Here is a 16,417-nt window from a genome sequence, read left to right as displayed (position 1 = left end):
AAATCTCCTGTCCTGCTGCCATCGATCCTCAGGGATTCATCTATTGTCGGCAAGGATCATCTCGGCTGCCTTTTCGGCGATCATGATGGTTGGCGAATTGGTGTTACCAGACGTGATCGACGGCATGACAGACGCATCGGCGATGCGCAGCCTTGCCAATGCCCTGAGCCGCAGGCGCGGATCAACGACGCTTTGCGCGTCACCGCCCATGCGGCATGTGCCGACCGGATGGAAAATCGTCGTGCCGATATCGCCGGCGGCGCGTTCCAGATCGGCATCCGTCTCATAGGTCGGTCCGGGCTTGAATTCCTCCGGCCTGAACCGTGCAAAGGAAGGCTGCGCCACAATCCGCCGCGTCAGGCGAATGGAGCGTACGGCGATCTCCCGGTCACGTGCCGCCGAAAGATAATTCGGGCTGATGGCCGGCTGCAGGGCGAAATCGGGGCTGCGCACATGCACCGAGCCGCGGCTCTCAGGTCGCAGATTGCAGACGCTGGCGGTGATGGCTGGAAAAGGGTGGACAGGATCGCCGAACTTGTCGAGCGAGACCGGCTGCACATGGTATTGCAGATCCGGCGTTTCCTTGTCCGGCCCCGAGCGGGTGAAGATGCCGAGCTGGCTTGGCGCCATTGCCATAGGGCCTGAACGGCGAACCAGATATTCGAGGCCGATCGCAGCCTTGCCGATCAGCTTCGTCGCCTTCTCGTTCAACGTGGGCACGCCGGTCACCTTGTAGGCAAGGCGCAGCTGCAGATGATCCTGCAGGTTCTCGCCGACGGACCGGACCTCGCGGACGACGTCGATACCGGCTTTGCTCAGCACCTCGCCGTTGCCGATGCCTGACAGCTCAAGAATGTGCGGCGATCCGATGGAACCGGCCGATAGTACCGTCTCCTTGTTCGCATAGGCGCGCTTTGCCACGCCATCATGCTGGAACTCGACGCCGGTCACGGCATCGCCCTCGACGATCAGGCGGCGGACCTGCGCCTTGGTATAGACGGTGAGATTGCCGCGCTTCATGGCCGGCCGCAGGAAGGCTTTCGTCGTGTTCCAGCGGATGCCGGAGCGCTGGTTGACGTCGAAATAACCGGAGCCTTCGTTGTTGCCGCGATTGAAATCCGCCGTCTCGGGGATACCGGCCTCCTTGGCCGCGGCCTGGAAGGCGTCGAGCACGGCCCAGCGCACGCGGGCCTTCTCGACCCGCCATTCGCCGCCGGCGCCATGCATCTCATCCTTGCCGCGATAATGATCCTCGGACTTGATGAAATAGGGCAATACGTCGTCCCAACCCCAGCCGGCGCAGCCGAGTTGGCGCCAGAGATCGTAGTCGCGCGACTGGCCGCGCATGTAGATCATGCCGTTGATGGAGGAGCAGCCGCCGAGCACCTTGCCACGCGGATAGTTCAGCGATCGACCGTTGAGACCTGCTTCGGGTGACGTGGTGAAACACCAGTCGGTGCGGGGATTGTTGATGCAATAGAGATAGCCAACCGGGATATGAATCCAGTGGTAATTGTCATTGCCGCCGGCTTCCAGTAGCAGCACCCTGTTGTTGCGATCGGCCGAAAGCCGGTTGGCCAGCACGCATCCGGCACTGCCGGCGCCGATGATGATGTAGTCAAAGCGGTCCATTGGTATGCCCCCTCACCCTAACCCTCTCCCGAGGGGGAGAGGGGACTATTTCGGCATTTGCCTCGGCCCCGTATCCGATGATCGTCAAAGACCGTTCCTCCCTCTCCCCTCGGGGAGAGGGCTGGGGTGAGGGGGTGCACAACAAGTACGCATAGGTTTGATCATTACCGCCGATACTCAAACCCCAGCTTCCGTCCCAGCCGTGAGGCATAGAATTCACCGACAACCCCGCGGCGAAAGAGCAAAACGCACACCATGAAAACGATGCCGGTGATGATGGTGACGGGGAATTCCGAAGTCGCGAGATAGTTTTCCAGCGTCGCCACGAACCCCGCGCCAAAAATCGGGCCGATCAACGTGCCGATGCCGCCAAGCAAGGTCATGAGAATGACTTCGCCGGACATCTGCCAGGCGACGTCCGTCAACGTCGCAAACTGGAAGACCAGTGCCTTGACCGCTCCGGCCAGCCCCGCAAGTGCCGCCGACATGACGAAGGCGCCGAGCTTATAATGCGCGACGGAATAGCCAAGCGAAATCGCCCGCTGCTCGTTCTCGCGGATCGATTTCAGGATCATGCCGAAGGGCGAATTGATGAAACGCCAGATGATCAGCACGCCGATCAGGAAGATCGCGAGGACGAAATAATACATGTTGAAGGAGTTGTTGAGATCGAGGACGCCTAGGAGGTAGCCGCGCGGCACCGACTGAATGCCATCCTCGCCATGGGTAAATACCGCCTGCAGGCAGAAGAAATAGAACATGTAGGAGAGCGCCAGCGTGATCATGGCGAAATAGATGCCCTGCCTGCGGATGGCGACGAAGCCCATGACGAGGCCGAGCAGCGACGCACCGGCGACGCCGATCAGGATGCCGAGTTCGGGCGGAAGCCCCCACTCCTTCACCGCATGGGCGGTGAAATAAGCGGCCCCGCCGAAGAAGGTGGCATGGCCGAAGGAGAGCAGACCGGCATAGCCGAGCAGCAGATTGAAGGCGCAAGCGAACAGCGCGAAGCAGAGCACCTTCATGACGAAGATCGGGTAGATGAAGAACGGCGCCCAGATCAGGCCAACGAGGCCGAGGATCAGCAACAGCTTCTGCACCGAAAGCTTCGGACGCTCCTTGGAGCTCAAGCTGATCAATCCAGCCATATCACGCCTCCCGACCGAAGAGACCCGCGGGCCTCAGAAGCAGCACGATTGCCATGATGACAAAGATGACGATGTTGGAAGCTTCCGGATAGAAGACCTTGGTCAGGCCCTCGGCAATCCCAAGCATATAGCCTGTCACGATCGCCCCCATGATCGAGCCCATGCCGCCGACGACCACGACGGCGAAGACGATGATGATCATGTTCGACCCCATCAGCGGCGAAACCTGATAGATCGGTGCTGCGAGCACCCCGGCGAAGGCGGCAAGCGCGACGCCGAAACCATAGGTCAGCGTCAGGAGCACCGGCACGTTGACGCCGAAAACCTGGACGAGCGTGGAATTCTCGGTTGCGGCGCGCAGATAAGCGCCAAGCTTGGTCTTTTCGATCAGCAGCCAAGTGCCGATGCAGACGACCAGCGAGGCAATGACCACCCAGCCGCGATAGACGGGCAGGAACATGAAGCCGATATTTCTTGCGCCCGCCAGCTCCGTCGGTACGGCATAGGGTTGACCGGAGGAGCCGTAGAGATAGCGGAAGGTTCCTTCTATGGTCAGGGCCATGCCGAAGGTGAAGAGCAGGCCATAGAGCGGGTCGACCCTGTAGAGCCTGCGCAGGCAGAACCTTTCCACCAGCGCGCCAAACAGGCCGACGGTCAGCGGTGCCAAAACGAGGGCCGGCCAATAGCCGATGCCGGCATAGGAAAGCAGCAGATAGGCGGTGAAGGCCCCGAGCATATAGAGCGCGCCATGGGCGAAATTGATGACCCTGAGCATGCCGAAGATGATCGCGAGACCAAGGCTCAGCAACGCATAGAAGGAGCCATTGATCAGCCCGATCAGCAATTGACCGAGAAGAGCCTGGGCGGGGATGCCGAATATCGTCGTCATGCTCAGACCCCCAGAACCTTGTGCAGCATATCCATGCGCTCGGAGAGCTCGCCGACCGGGAATTCCGAGATCATCTGGCCGTGATCCATCACATAGAAGCGATCGGCGATGCGGCTGGCAAAGCGGAAATTCTGCTCGACGAGCAAGATGGTCATGCCACGGCCTTTCAGCTTCTGCAGGACTTCGCCGATGCGCTGAACGATGACCGGGGCAAGGCCCTCGGTCGGTTCGTCAAGCAGCAGCATACGGACGCCGGTGCGCAGGATGCGGGCCATGGCGAGCATCTGCTGCTCGCCGCCAGAAAGCCTTGTGCCGACGCTGTTGCGCCGCTCATGCAGATTTGGAAACAGCTCGAAGATCTCGTCGAGCGTCATGCCGCCTGCCGCCACGACCGGCGGCAGCATCAGGTTTTCATAGACGCTGAGCGTGGAAAAGATGCCGCGCTCTTCCGGCACGAAACCGATACCCTGATGTGCCGTCTTGTGCAGCGGCACCTGCATCATGTCCTTGCCGGCAAAGGTAATCCTGCCCTTGCGGGCGCGGACGATGCCGACGATGGTGCGCAATGTCGTCGTCTTGCCGACGCCGTTGCGGCCGAGGATGGTGACGGTTTCCCCCTCGCCCACACGCATGTCGACGCCATGCAGGATGTGACTTTCACCATACCAGGCATTGAGGCCCTGAACGTCCAGAAGCGGCGCCATCGTCAAGCCTCCTCCGTGCCCATATAGGCTTCGCGGACGCGCGGGTCTTTGCTGACCGTCGCATAATCGCCTTGGGCCAGGATCTCGCCGCGCTGCAGCACCGTGACATGATGGCAGATATCGGCAACGACCGAGAGATTGTGCTCGACCATGAGCACAGCCCTGTCGCGTGCGACATCGCGGATGATGGCCGAAACCGTATTCACATCTTCAAGCCCCATACCGGCCATCGGCTCGTCGAGCAGCAGCACCTTCGGGTCGAGCGCGAGCGTCGTCGCGATCTCCAGCACGCGCTTGCGGCCATAGGAAAGATCGGCTGCTACGGCATCACGCTCCTTCGACAGACCGACAGAGGCGATGAGCTGTTCGGCGCGGGCATTGAGGCTGTCGAGAGCGGATAGCGGCCGCCAGAACTGGTGGGCAAGATTGTTCGGCCGCTGCAAGGCGACGCGAACATTGTCCAGCACCGTCAAATGCGGGAAGACGGCGGAAATCTGGAAGGAGCGCACGAGACCCATGCGCGCGACCTTATCAGGTCTTGTCTTGGTGATATCGGTGCCGAGCAGCGTAATCGTGCCATGCGTCGGCTGCAGGAATTTGGTGAGCAGGTTGAAGACCGTCGTCTTGCCGGCGCCGTTCGGGCCGATCAGAGCGTGGACCTGCGCGTGATATACGTCGAGATCGACATTCTTGACGGCGGTGAAGCCGCCGAAATCGCGCCGCAGTCCCCGGGCGGATAAGACCACCCGGGGCTCTTCATGCGGATGTGTCGCGGACATCGCCATGAGCTGTTCCAAGCCCTATTGCTTGACGAGGTCGCAGCCGCTTTTGGCGGGATCGATATAGGCTTCCTTACCGGGGATCGTCGCCAGCACGTTGAAGTAATCCCACGGCTCCTTGCTCTCTTCGGGCTTCTTGACCTGAAGCAGATACATGTCGTGGATCATGCGGCCGTTGGCGCCGACCGTGCCACCACGGCCGAAGAAATCATCAACAGGCATTTCATGCAGCTGCTTGGCAACGGCGTCGGTATCATCCGTGCCGGCCTTCTGCACGGCCTTCAGATATTGCATCACGGCGGAATAGGTGCCGGCATGGATCATGTTCGGCATCTTGCCGGTGCGGGCAAAGAAGCGCTTGCCGAATTCGCGGCTCTTGTCGTCGAGGTTCCAATAGTAGCCTTCGGTCAGCGTCAGGCCTTGCGCCGCCTGCAGCCCGAGGCCGTGCACTTCGGCGAGCGTGAAGAGCAGTGCCGCCAGATGCTGGCCGCCCTGGGTGATGCCGAATTCCGAGGCCTGCTTGATGGCATTCGAGGTGTCGAGGCCGGCATTGGCAAGGCCGATGACCTTGGCGCCAGACGACTGTGCCTGCAGCAGGAAAGACGAGAAATCATTGGTCGACAGCGGATGGCGGACGGAGCCAAGCACCTTACCGCCGCTTGCCTTGACGAAATCGCTGGTCTGCTGCTCGAGCGAGTAGCCGAAAGCATAGTCCGCCGTCAGGAAGAACCATGTGTCACCACCCTGCTTGACGAGCGCGCCGCCGGTACCGACGGCCAGAGCATGCGTGTCATAGGCCCAATGGAAGCCATAGGGCGAGCACTGCTTGCCGGTGAGATCGGTGGTCGCGGCGCCGGTGACGATATCGATCTTCTTCTTTTCCTTGGCGACCGCCTGCACGGCGAGCGCGACCGACGAGGTCGTCAGCTCCATGATGGCGTCGACCTTGTCCTGGTCATACCATTGGCGGGCGATGTTGGAAGCGATATCGGGCTTGTTCTGGTGATCGGCATCGACGATCTCGATCGGCACGCCCAGCACTTTGCCGCCGAAATCCTCGGCGGCCATCTTGGCGGCCGCTACCGACGACTTGCCGCCGAAATCCGCATAGACTCCGGACTGATCGTTCAGAATGCCGATCTTGACGACACCATCGGACGGGCCGGCGGCGAAAGCCGCGGTGCCGGCTGCAAGCAGAAATGCAAGGGACGCAATAAGACTCTTTCGCATATCCTCTCCTCCCAGAGATTTGGCAAAAACGAATCTGTTCAAAATTGGCCAGCCGCTTTCCTCAAAGCGGCTTTTCCCGATAGGCAAGATCACGGAATTCGCGCGTTGACGCAAGTCGCGATTGCAACTAATTCCAAACAAGGTCTGTTCATTTTTGAACAGAGGGGGAGGCATGAAGCGCACGCCGCATTTTACCTGGGACGATCTGCAGTTCTTCCTCGCCGTTGCGCGAACGGGGCAACTTTCGACTGCGGCGAGACAGCTACGTACCAGCCATGCCACGGTCTCGCGCCGTATCGACCGGCTGGAATTCGCCTTGAAGGTCAAGCTCTTCGAGCGCAATCCGCGCGGCTACATGCTGACCGGAATGGGGCAGCGCTTCGTCGACACGGCCGAAAGAATGGAACAGGAAACCGAGCGTCTGCGGACCGACCTTTCGACGGGATCGGCAGCCCAAGGCGGCGTGGTCCGCATCAGTGCGCCGGAGGGGTTTTCCAATTTCTTCTTCACCGGCGTTCTGCCGGAATTCACTGCGAAACATCCGAACATTTCGCTGGAGCTGATCACCATCCAGCAGATCATGTCGCTCTCGCGCAAGGAAGCCGACATCGTCGTGGTGCTCGACCCGCCGAAGGCGGGACCCTACTTCACCGAAAAACTGACAGACTATCATCTGCAGGTCTACGGATCGCGCGATTACCTTGCCCGCCATCCGCCGATCGAAAGCCGCGACGATCTGCCTGACTTCACCTTCATCGGCTATATCGAGGATATGATCTTTGCGCCGGGCCTGGACTATCTCGATGACGTCCATCCGCGCATCAGGCCGCAATTCCAGAGCTCGAGCATCTTTGCGCAGTTGACGGCGACGAAGAATGGCCAGGGGCTGTGCGTACTGCCGTTCTTCATCGCCGGCAAACATCCGGATCTGCAGGTCGTGCTACCACATGAGGTGGATCTCAGGCGCCACTACTGGATCACCTGCCACCGCGATCTCCGTCAGTCCCCGCGCGTGCGCACCGTCATCGAGTTTCTGGCAGACGCCGTGCGCAGGAATGCACCGGCCTTTCTGGGGCCTTGGAGAAGTAACGAGAACTGAGATCGCTTCAGGCTATAGCGTGCTCGGGGCAGCATAGATCTTGCCGAGCCCGGCGGCATCGAAGCTCGCCCGCTCGACGAGGCGAAGCTCCCAATCCAGCGACGAACGTACGATCGCTTCCAGGCTGTCGTGTTTTGGAACCCAGCCCAGTTCGCGACGAGCGAGCGTCGCGTCTGCAACAATGCTCGCCATATCGCCAGGCCGGCGCGGAGCAATATGGATGCGGAAGGAACGCCCGTGGATGCGCATGACCATGTTGAGCACGTCAAGCACGGAGTAACCGTGGCCATAGCCGCAATTGGCAACCAGCGAGCGGCCGCCATCGCGCAGATGGCGCAAGGCCACGAGATGCGCCTCAACAAGATCGCTCACGTGGATGTAGTCGCGCACGCCGGTGCCGTCATGTGTCGCGTAATCCGTGCCGTAGATATCCACCTGACGGCGGCGGCCGAGGGCCGCCTCGCAGGCGACCTTGATGAGATGGGTGGCACCATCAGTGGACTGACCAGCCCTTCCCCCAGGATCAGCGCCGGCGACATTGAAATAACGCAGCGCCACATAGCGGAAATCATAGGCCGCGGCGGCATCGCGCAGCATCAGCTCGGACATGAGCTTGGATTGACCATAGGGGGATTCAGGCCGCAACGGCACATCTTCGCTAACCGGTCGATCCGCGGGCTGCTGACCATAGACGGCAGCGGTGGACGAAAAGACGAAATAGCGGATGCCGGCCCTGACGGCGGCGCTCATCAGGGCGCGGGTCTTGCCGGTGTTGTTTTCGTAATAGGCAAGAGGGTCCTCGATCGACATCGGCACGACGGCAGAGCCAGCGAAATGGATGATGGCTTCTATATCGTTCTCGGCGAAAATCGCTTTGAGCAGCGCCTCGTCAGCGACATCGCCGAGATAGAAGCGGGCCGCGGGGGGCACTGCCCAGCGAAAGCCTGTGGAAAGGCAATCGAGAACAACAACGTTCTCGCCTGCGTCAAGCAATCTCCAGACCATGTGGCTGCCGATATAGCCGGCTCCGCCCGTCACCAAGACAGTCATTCTTCGCGTCCCCGCCAAGTCTTATCGGCGATATATGAGGCCGCTTCCCCTGCGAAATTGATTAAAAGCCGGAGGTGGGGCGGGAAAGATTGCGGGAATGGTTAGAGGGGGCTTTCGCAGTTTGATTGGATTTTATGGATTGGGTGTGCGACGGCAGGCCTCGCATATATCGGAGAGTGCATACCCCCCTCTGTCACTTCGTGACATCTCCCCCACAAGGGGGGAGATCGTTGGGAGGTTGCTGCCCCCCTTCACCAAAACAATGAAGTTTCGGCTTCAGCAGATATGATGTTCTTGGGTGTGAGAAGCTGCCGCGAGTTTCCAATCTCCCCCCTTGTGGGGGAGATGTCGCGAAAGCGACAGAGGGGGGTATCGGGACCAGCCAAATCAAACGCTGTCGGCCGCAGCACACAGATCGTACCTACAAACTCAAAATATACCGGCTCAACCGTTCCGCAGCATCCGCCACCTGCACCGGATCGCGCAGGAAGCAGGCGCGCATGAACAGCTCTCCGCCCAAACCGAAGGCCGTTCCGGGCGCCAGGCCGACGCCGGTCTTATCGACGATGTCAATGGCGGCCTTGCGGCTGTCGGTGACGCCGTCGATCCTGAGGAAGGAATAGAGCGCGCCATCCGGCTTCAGCGTCTGCACGCGATTGGTGGCGATCAGCGCGTCGCAGAGGATGTCGCGCGAGCGGGTGGCCTTTTCGATATTGGAGCGAACGAAATCATCGCCCTCGTTCAGCGCTGCAACCGCGCCTCTCTGCATGAACTGCGCGACGCCGGAAGTCGAATATTGCACGAGGTTTTCGATCACCTGCCCGAGCTCGGCCGGTGCGACGATCCAGCCGACACGCCAGCCGGTCATCGACCAGTTCTTCGAGAAAGAATTGACGAAGAGAATCTTGTCGTCGGCTTCCTTGACATCCAGGAAACTCGGCGCGCGGCCGCCCGCATAGTAATAGAGCGCGTAGATTTCATCGGCCATGATCCAGAGATCATGCTTGCGCGCCAGAGCGAGGATATCGCGAAGATCTTGATGGGTCGCCGTCCAGCCTGTGGGGTTGGACGGGGTATTGATGAAGAGGCCCTTGGTCTTCGGCGTAATCGCCCCTTCCAGCCGGTTGAGATCGAGCGACCATTTGCCGTGCTCAAACTGTAAGGGTACGGCGACGGAACGGGCGCCTGCGATCTCGAGCGCCGCAGCAATGTTCGGCCAGGCGGGCGACAGATAGACCATCTCGTCGCCGGGAGCGGTGATCGCCTGCACGGACAGCTGGATCGCCTGCATGCCGGAGCCGACGACATAGAAATTCTCCATCGGCAGCGAGGTGCCGAAATGCCGGCCATAATAATCGGCGAGCGCCTGACGCAGCTCGGGAATACCGCGCTGCCAAGTGTAAAAGGTTTCGCCGGCGTTGAGCGAGGCCATGGCGGCGCGGTTGATGAAATCCGGCGTCGGCAGATCGCCCTCACCGACCCAAAGTGGCAACAGGCCCTCACGGCCGCGGGCATAGTTGACAACTTCCACGATCCCGCTTTCGGGTGCTGCGAGCGCGCGTGGGCTGAGGCTATCTAGTATCGACATGCAAAGTCTCCGGTTTCTGCCTTCATAAAGCAGAGCGGCGGACAAATCCCATGACTTTGCCTTAGTGACCGATCGATTTTGGTGATGAATAAAGCCCCGATCCTTCCGGAAACCGGGGCTTTGAAAGAGGTTGAAGCAAGCCCGTCAGCGCTTGGCGAGAAGATCGCGGATTTCGGTGAGCAACTGAACGTCGGCCGGCGGCGGAGCTGCCTCGGCAATCTTCTCTTCCTTGCGCTCGAGCTGGGCACGTAGCGTGTTCACGCCCTTGACCATCAGGAAGATGATCCAGGCGAGGATGAGGAAGTTGATGAGGACGGTGATGAAGTTGCCGTAGGCGAAGACCGCCCCCTGGGCACGGGCGGCTGCCAGCGTCGGCGCGTTGACCGCCGAGGAAAGGCCGATGAAGTAATTGGAAAAATCGAAGCCGCCGAAAATCGCGCCGACGATCGGCATGATGATATCGTCAACCAGCGATTTCACGATGCCGCCGAAAGCGCCGCCGATGATCACGCCGACTGCGAGATCCATGACATTGCCGCGGGCGATAAATGCCTTGAATTCATTTAGCATTGAGCAGTCCCCTTCGCGTTGCCGTTGAATTCACTGATGATAATTAGCACCATCTTTTTCCTTATTTTTCAACAGCAAATTGATCAGGAGCCATGTCCAGGCATGCATATCCCATGATAATTTCACCACATTAGCAACTTTAGAGAGCATATATTCGGCAGCTTGTTCGTCAGTTGCGAGCAACCAAGCCGAGGCCCCTGGATGTACATCGGGGATCTCGGGTGAGTCGTTCGGCATAGTCGGCCGCGCTTCAAGCGCTGACGGCACTCTCCCGCATCACCTTCGCGACGAGCTTGCGAACGTAGTCAGGACCGGGCGCCTGGTCGAAGAGAATGCGATAGATGATCGGCGAGATGACGTGATCCATCAGTTCCACCAAAGTCGGAAAAGGCTCGCCAGCCGCCTCCGCCCGCGCAATAAATACGCTTAGTTGGCAGCGTGTATAGGTGCAGCATTTTTCCGCATTTGCGCTATCGGGTACCGCGAGAACATCGCGCAGCAGTTGCCGTCCGACTCCCGAGGCCATTTCATCGGCATATTGCTCGACCCAGGCCTCCAGGTCCTCCCGGGCGCTGCCAATCCTAGCGGGCTCGCCTTCAGGCTGCAGGCGTGAGGCGGCAACATCCGCCAGAAGCTTTTGAAGGTCGCCCCAGCGGCGGTAGATCGTCGACGGCGTGACATTGGCGCGCTGCGCGATCAGCGGGATCGTCACCTCGGCGCGATCCATCGTCGCCAGCATGTCGCGGACGGATTGATGCACGGCCGCTTGCACTCTGGCGCTGCGCCCGCCGGGGCGGGGATTTTCTCTGTAGCCCATAAGCCCTTGCCAATTTTTCCCGTTTTGCGGATCGTGAATGATCCGTGGACATTCACTAACGCAAATTATTTGTTTTTATACATCAGGCGCCCTATATGCGTCTAACGCAATCTTTTAGCTTTAGGTAGGATATAGTCGATGACCGAACTCGATTCCACCGGCAGCGCTCCGATTTCACCAGCCAGACGCCTGGCGCCTTTCTATTATGCCGCAACCAGCGCGCTGTTTTTGGCTGCCTCGTCCGTACCGACGCCTCTCTACCGCCTTTATCAGCAGGTCTTTGCCTTCTCGCCGGTGCTGCTTACGGTGATCTTTGCCGTCTATGCCTTCTCCCTTCTCGCCGCGCTCCTCATCGTCGGCTCGATCTCCGACCATCTCGACCGTCGGCCTGTGATCTTTGCTTCGATCCTCCTCAATATGGTGGCGATAGTATTGTTTTTAATGGCCAGGGGTTCGGATTGGCTAATTGCCGCCCGCATCGTGCAGGGCTTCGCGACGGGCACTGCCGTCAGTTCCGTCGGTGCCGCGCTTGTCGATCTCGATCCGATCAGAGGATCGATCACCAACAGCCTTGCCCCGCTTGTGGGCATGGCGATCGGCGCGATCGGTACGAGCCTGCTGATCCAATTCGCGCCGGCCCCGACCGTGCTTGTCTATATCGTCACGCTTGCCCTGCTGGCGCTGCAAGCCGCGCTGCTATGGCTGATGCCGGAGACTACGAACAGACGCGCCGGTGTGCTCGCATCGCTGAAGCCGGAAGTCGCCGTTCCCCAGCAGGCGCGGCGGACGCTGCTGGCGCTGACGCCGATCAATATCGCCGTCTGGGCGCTCGCCGGCTTCTATCTGTCGCTGGTGCCCTCGCTGGTCAGCGCCACGACCGGCAGCACGGCGCCGCTGGTCGGCGGTTCTGTAGTCGGAGCATTGACGATCAGCGGTGCGGCCGCGGTGTTCCTGTTGCGTAAGCGATCCGCCGCCGCGATCATGAAGTTCGGCATACCAACCATGTGCCTCGGCATACTGACCATCATCGCCGGCATGCATGCGGCTGAAGTGTCGATCCTCGCCCTGGGAACTGTGATTGCCGGCTCGGGCTTTGGGGCGGTTTTCCTCGGCACGGTCAGAAGCATCATGCCACTGGCAAAGCCCGACGAACGCGCCGGGCTGCTCTCCGCCTTCTACATCCAGAGCTACCTCGCCTTCAGCGTCCCTGCCATCCTCGCCGGCTTCCTGTCGAAAGCGCTCGGCTTTGCCGAGGCTGCCGATATCTATGCGGCGGCGATCCTTCTACTCATCGGCTGGGGCGTCGTTGCGCTGAGGGCGGGGCAAGAGAAGCCATTGAGCAACGCGTAAGCAAAATCTTACGTACTCGCCATTGATCTAGGCTGAACCAATCAACAAAAAAGGGCCGCTCCTGACAGGGGCGGCCCATGATTTGTCGCGAGCAATAGCTCTCCGGTTCAGGCCGCCTTCTTGGCGCCATAGGGATCGAAGCGGCCGTAGAAGGTCTCGCCCTTTGCGGCCATATCCTTCAGAAGCGCTGTGGGCTGGAAATGCGGGCCGTAGGGGGCCGCCAGCTTTTCGCAGAGCTCCACGAAAGCCTTCACACCCATGCCATCGATGTAGGACAGCGCACCGCCGGTATAGGGCGCGAAGCCGAAGCCGAGGATGGAGCCGACATCGGCCTCGCGCGGGTCGGTGACGATGCCTTCCTCGATGGTGCGGGCAGCTTCCAGCGCGATCGTGACGAGGAAGCGCTGCTTCAGCACGTTGACATCGATCTCATCGGCCTTCTTCTGCGGATAGAGATCCTTGAGGCCTGGCCAGAGCGACTTCTTCGCCGGCTTCGGCGGGTAATCGTAGAAGCCCCTGGAGTTCTTCCGGCCTAAACGACCCTCGCCTTCGACGAGACCGCTGATCAGCTGCATGTGACGCGGGTCGACGGCTTTCTCGCCGAGATCGGCAACCGTCGCCTTCAGGATCTTGTAGGACAGATCGATAGCGACTTCATCGTTCAGCGCCAGAGGCCCGACAGGCATACCAGCCATCTTGGCGGCATTCTCGATCATGGCTGCGGGCACGCCTTCGATCAGCATGTCATAGGCTTCGTGGATATAGCGGAAGACGCAGCGATTGACGAAGAAGCCACGGGTATCATTGACGACGATCGGCGTCTTCTTGATGGCGGCGACATAGTCGAGCGCAACCGCCAGCGCATGGTCGCCGGTTTCCTTGCCGAGGATGACTTCGGTCAGCATCATCTTCTCGACCGGCGAGAAGAAGTGGACGCCGATGAAATCGACCGGGCCCTTGGAATTCTTCGCAAGGCCGGTGATCGGCAGCGTCGAGGTGTTGGAGGCAAAGACGGCGCCGGCCGGCAGCACGGCTTCGACGGCCTCGATAACGGCCTTCTTGACGTCGCGATCCTCGAACACGGCTTCGATGACGAGATCGGCATCCTTGAGATCGGCGTAATCGGCCGACGGCGTGATGCGCGAGAGCAGAGCTGCGCCTTCGTCCTGCGTCAACCTTCCCTTACCGATCGAGTCCTTGACCAGCCCCTCGCCGACGCCCTTGCCCTTGGTTGCGGCTTCGATATCGCGGTCGATAAGCGTGACCGGGATGCCGGCGGCAGCCGTGACATAGGCGATGGACGCGCCCATGAAGCCGGCGCCGACGACGCCGACCTTCTTCAGCTCCGTCTTCGGCTGGCCGGCCGGGCGGCGGGCGCCCTTGCCGAGTTCCTGCATGGAGATGAACAGCGAGCGGATCATCGAATAGGCTTCGGTGGTCTGCAGCACATGGGTGAAATAGCGCTGCTCGATCTTCAGGCCGGTATCGAAGGGAACCTGCAGGCCTTCATAGACGCATTTGAGGATGGCGAGCGCTGCCGGATAATTGCCCGATGTCTCGCGACGCAGGATGGCCGGGGCTGCCGGCCAGAGCTGGGCCGCGGCCGGCGTCCAGATGCCGCCGCCCGGTGCCTTGAAGCCCTTTTCGTCCCAGGGGGCGACGGGCTTCAAGCCATCCTTGATCATCTGCTTGGCGGCCGGGATCAGCTGATCCGGCTCGACCACCTGATGCACGAGGTTCATCGCCTTGGCGCGCGCCGCCGTCAGCGACTGGCCCGTCGTCATCATCTGCAGCGCCGATTGTGCATCCGTCAGGCGCGAGATGCGCTGCGTGCCGCCGGCGCCGGGGAAGATGCCGACCTTGACCTCGGGCAGCGCAATCTTGACGCTCTTGGCGCTCGACGCAACACGGCCGTGGCAGGCGAGCGACAGCTCGAAAGCGCCGCCCATGCAGGTGCCGTTGATGGCCGAAACCCAGGGCTTGCCGCAGGTTTCGAGCTTGCGGAACAGGCCCGTCATGCGCCCGACGAGATCGAAGAGCTTCTGTGTGGCAGCGGCCGGGTCCTTCGCCTTTTCCTCCTGATAGAAGGAAAACATCGACTTGATCATCGAGAGATCGGCGCCGCCGGAGAAGGAGGATTTGCCTGAGGTGAAGACCACGCCCTTGACGGCCGCATCGGCAACAGTGGCATCGATGATGGCGTTCAGCTCTTCCAAGACCTCGGCGGTGAAGACGTTCATGGACTTGCCGGGCATGTCCCAGGTAACGAGGGCTATGCCGTCTGCGTCGGTTTCGACGGTGAAATTCGTGTAAGCCATTGGTTTCCCCTCCTCAGACGCGTTCGATGATCGTGGCCGTGCCCATACCGGCACCGATGCAGAGCGTAACCAGCGCCGTGTTGAGGTCGCGGCGTTCCAGCTCATCCAGCACGGTGCCGAGGATCATCGCGCCGGTGGCGCCGAGCGGATGGCCCATGGCGATGGCGCCGCCATTGACGTTGATCTTGTCATGCTCGATATCGAAGGCTTGCATGTAGCGCAGCACGACGGCGGCAAAGGCTTCATTCAGTTCGAAAAGATCGATGTCGGCAAGCGTCAAGCCGCTGCGCTTCAGGAGTTTTTCGGTGACGTCGACCGGGCCTGTCAGCATGAGCGCCGGGTCGGAGCCGATATTGGCGAAGGCCTTGATACGGCCACGCGGCTTCAGCCCCATGCTTTCACCGCCCGCCTTGGAGCCGAGCAGAACGGCGGCAGCACCATCGACGATCCCGGAGGAGTTGCCGGCGTGATGGACGTAGTTGATGCGCTCGACTTCCGGATGCGCCTGGATGCCGACGGCTTCGAAGCCTCCCATCTCGCCGGGCATCTGGAAGGACGGATTGAGCGAGGCGAGCGCCTGCATATCGGTGCCGGGACGCATGTGCTCATCGCGGTCGAGAATGGTCAGGCCGTTGATGTCCTTCACCGGAATGACCGAATTCTTGAAGTAGCCCTTCTCCCAGGCATTGGCGGCGCGCTTCTGACTTTCGACGGCATAGGCATCGACGTCATCGCGGGAGAAGCCGTATTTCGTGGCGATAAGATCGGCCGAGACGCCCTGCGGCATGAAATAGGCCGGGAAATTGACGGAAGGGTCCATGAACCAGGCACCACCCGACATGCCCAAGCCGACGCGCGACATGCTTTCGACGCCGCCGGCGATGACGATGTCATCAGCCCCTTGAGCGATCTTGGCCGCGCCGAAATTCACGGCATCAAGGCCGGAGGCGCAGAAGCGGGAAATTTGCATGCCAGGCGCCTTGGTGGAATAGCCGGCTTCGAAGGCAGCGCCCCTCGGGATAACGGCGCCTGCTTCCATGACAGGATCGACGCAGCCCATAATGATGTCGTCAACCGTTTCGGTATCGAGGCCGTTGCGGTCGCGGATCGCCTCCAGCGTCTTGGCGGCAAGGCGCACGGAGGGCACTTCATGCAGCGCCCCATCCTTCTTGCCCCGCCCGCGCGGCGTGCGCACGTGGTCGTAAATGAAAACCTCGGTCATGTCTCATCTCCCTGCAGCGGC

15 protein-coding genes are annotated in these 16,417 nt (G+C 60.7%); 2 read left to right on the top strand and 13 right to left on the bottom strand.

What is annotated here, in order from left to right:
• Positions 1 to 36: 36 nt before the first annotated feature.
• From FBZ97_RS24675 to FBZ97_RS24650, 6 genes are all read right to left on the bottom strand, one after another.
• On the bottom strand, positions 37 to 1,632 hold the full coding sequence (locus FBZ97_RS24675; protein WP_145322424.1) for a GMC family oxidoreductase: 1,596 nt from the start codon (positions 1,630 to 1,632) through the stop codon (positions 37 to 39).
• Positions 1,633 to 1,796: 164 nt separating this feature from the next.
• On the bottom strand, positions 1,797 to 2,780 hold the full coding sequence (locus FBZ97_RS24670; protein ID WP_145322422.1) for a branched-chain amino acid ABC transporter permease: 984 nt from the start codon (positions 2,778 to 2,780) through the stop codon (positions 1,797 to 1,799).
• Between the two features lies 1 nt (position 2,781).
• Positions 2,782 to 3,669, bottom strand: coding sequence for a branched-chain amino acid ABC transporter permease (locus FBZ97_RS24665; RefSeq protein ID WP_113351224.1), 888 nt, complete (start codon positions 3,667 to 3,669; stop codon positions 2,782 to 2,784).
• 2 nt (positions 3,670 to 3,671) lie between these two features.
• Complete coding sequence (locus FBZ97_RS24660; protein WP_112724523.1) at positions 3,672 to 4,373, bottom strand: ABC transporter ATP-binding protein; 702 nt, start codon at positions 4,371 to 4,373, stop codon at positions 3,672 to 3,674.
• A gap of 2 nt (positions 4,374 to 4,375) precedes the next feature.
• On the bottom strand, positions 4,376 to 5,158 hold the full coding sequence (locus FBZ97_RS24655) for an ABC transporter ATP-binding protein (RefSeq protein WP_145322420.1): 783 nt from the start codon (positions 5,156 to 5,158) through the stop codon (positions 4,376 to 4,378).
• A 15-nt stretch (positions 5,159 to 5,173) separates the two neighbouring features.
• Positions 5,174 to 6,382, bottom strand: coding sequence for an ABC transporter substrate-binding protein (locus FBZ97_RS24650; RefSeq protein WP_069611277.1), 1,209 nt, complete (start codon positions 6,380 to 6,382; stop codon positions 5,174 to 5,176).
• 172 nt (positions 6,383 to 6,554) lie between these two features.
• On the opposite strand from FBZ97_RS24650, the gene FBZ97_RS24645 reads away from it, so the two are divergent.
• Entirely contained in the window at positions 6,555 to 7,481 is a 927-nt protein-coding gene (locus FBZ97_RS24645; protein ID WP_145322418.1) for a LysR family transcriptional regulator, read from the top strand.
• A gap of 12 nt (positions 7,482 to 7,493) precedes the next feature.
• Here FBZ97_RS24645 and galE read toward each other — a convergent pair whose 3' ends face one another.
• From galE to FBZ97_RS24620, 5 genes are all read right to left on the bottom strand, one after another.
• Positions 7,494 to 8,531 carry a UDP-glucose 4-epimerase GalE gene (gene galE / locus FBZ97_RS24640; protein ID WP_145322416.1) on the bottom strand — a complete coding sequence of 346 codons (1,038 nt, stop codon included), beginning with the start codon at positions 8,529 to 8,531 and terminating at the stop codon, positions 7,494 to 7,496.
• A gap of 421 nt (positions 8,532 to 8,952) precedes the next feature.
• Positions 8,953 to 10,119 carry a pyridoxal phosphate-dependent aminotransferase gene (locus FBZ97_RS24635; RefSeq protein WP_113351229.1) on the bottom strand — a complete coding sequence of 389 codons (1,167 nt, stop codon included), beginning with the start codon at positions 10,117 to 10,119 and terminating at the stop codon, positions 8,953 to 8,955.
• A 144-nt stretch (positions 10,120 to 10,263) separates the two neighbouring features.
• Positions 10,264 to 10,689, bottom strand: coding sequence for a large conductance mechanosensitive channel protein MscL (gene mscL / locus FBZ97_RS24630; protein WP_145322414.1), 426 nt, complete (start codon positions 10,687 to 10,689; stop codon positions 10,264 to 10,266).
• A 30-nt stretch (positions 10,690 to 10,719) separates the two neighbouring features.
• Positions 10,720 to 10,926 carry a hypothetical protein gene (locus FBZ97_RS24625; protein WP_145322411.1) on the bottom strand — a complete coding sequence of 69 codons (207 nt, stop codon included), beginning with the start codon at positions 10,924 to 10,926 and terminating at the stop codon, positions 10,720 to 10,722.
• A 13-nt stretch (positions 10,927 to 10,939) separates the two neighbouring features.
• Positions 10,940 to 11,506, bottom strand: coding sequence for a TetR-like C-terminal domain-containing protein (locus FBZ97_RS24620; RefSeq protein ID WP_113390049.1), 567 nt, complete (start codon positions 11,504 to 11,506; stop codon positions 10,940 to 10,942).
• Positions 11,507 to 11,644: 138 nt separating this feature from the next.
• On the opposite strand from FBZ97_RS24620, the gene FBZ97_RS24615 reads away from it, so the two are divergent.
• Positions 11,645 to 12,856 carry an MFS transporter gene (locus FBZ97_RS24615; RefSeq protein WP_145322409.1) on the top strand — a complete coding sequence of 404 codons (1,212 nt, stop codon included), beginning with the start codon at positions 11,645 to 11,647 and terminating at the stop codon, positions 12,854 to 12,856.
• Positions 12,857 to 12,963: 107 nt separating this feature from the next.
• Here the strand turns inward: FBZ97_RS24615 and FBZ97_RS24610 are convergent, their stop codons facing one another.
• Together FBZ97_RS24610 and FBZ97_RS24605 are read right to left on the bottom strand one after the other, a co-directional pair.
• Complete coding sequence (locus FBZ97_RS24610; RefSeq protein ID WP_145322407.1) at positions 12,964 to 15,174, bottom strand: 3-hydroxyacyl-CoA dehydrogenase NAD-binding domain-containing protein; 2,211 nt, start codon at positions 15,172 to 15,174, stop codon at positions 12,964 to 12,966.
• Between the two features lie 13 nt (positions 15,175 to 15,187).
• Complete coding sequence (locus FBZ97_RS24605) at positions 15,188 to 16,396, bottom strand: acetyl-CoA C-acetyltransferase (RefSeq protein WP_113351233.1); 1,209 nt, start codon at positions 16,394 to 16,396, stop codon at positions 15,188 to 15,190.
• Positions 16,397 to 16,417 lie beyond the last annotated feature (21 nt).

It is taken from the genome of Rhizobium sp. ERR 942 (assembly GCF_007828395.1).
Lineage (GTDB): Bacteria > Pseudomonadota > Alphaproteobacteria > Rhizobiales > Rhizobiaceae > Rhizobium > Rhizobium dioscoreae.
This window is presented reverse-complemented; position numbering and strand designations above follow the sequence as displayed.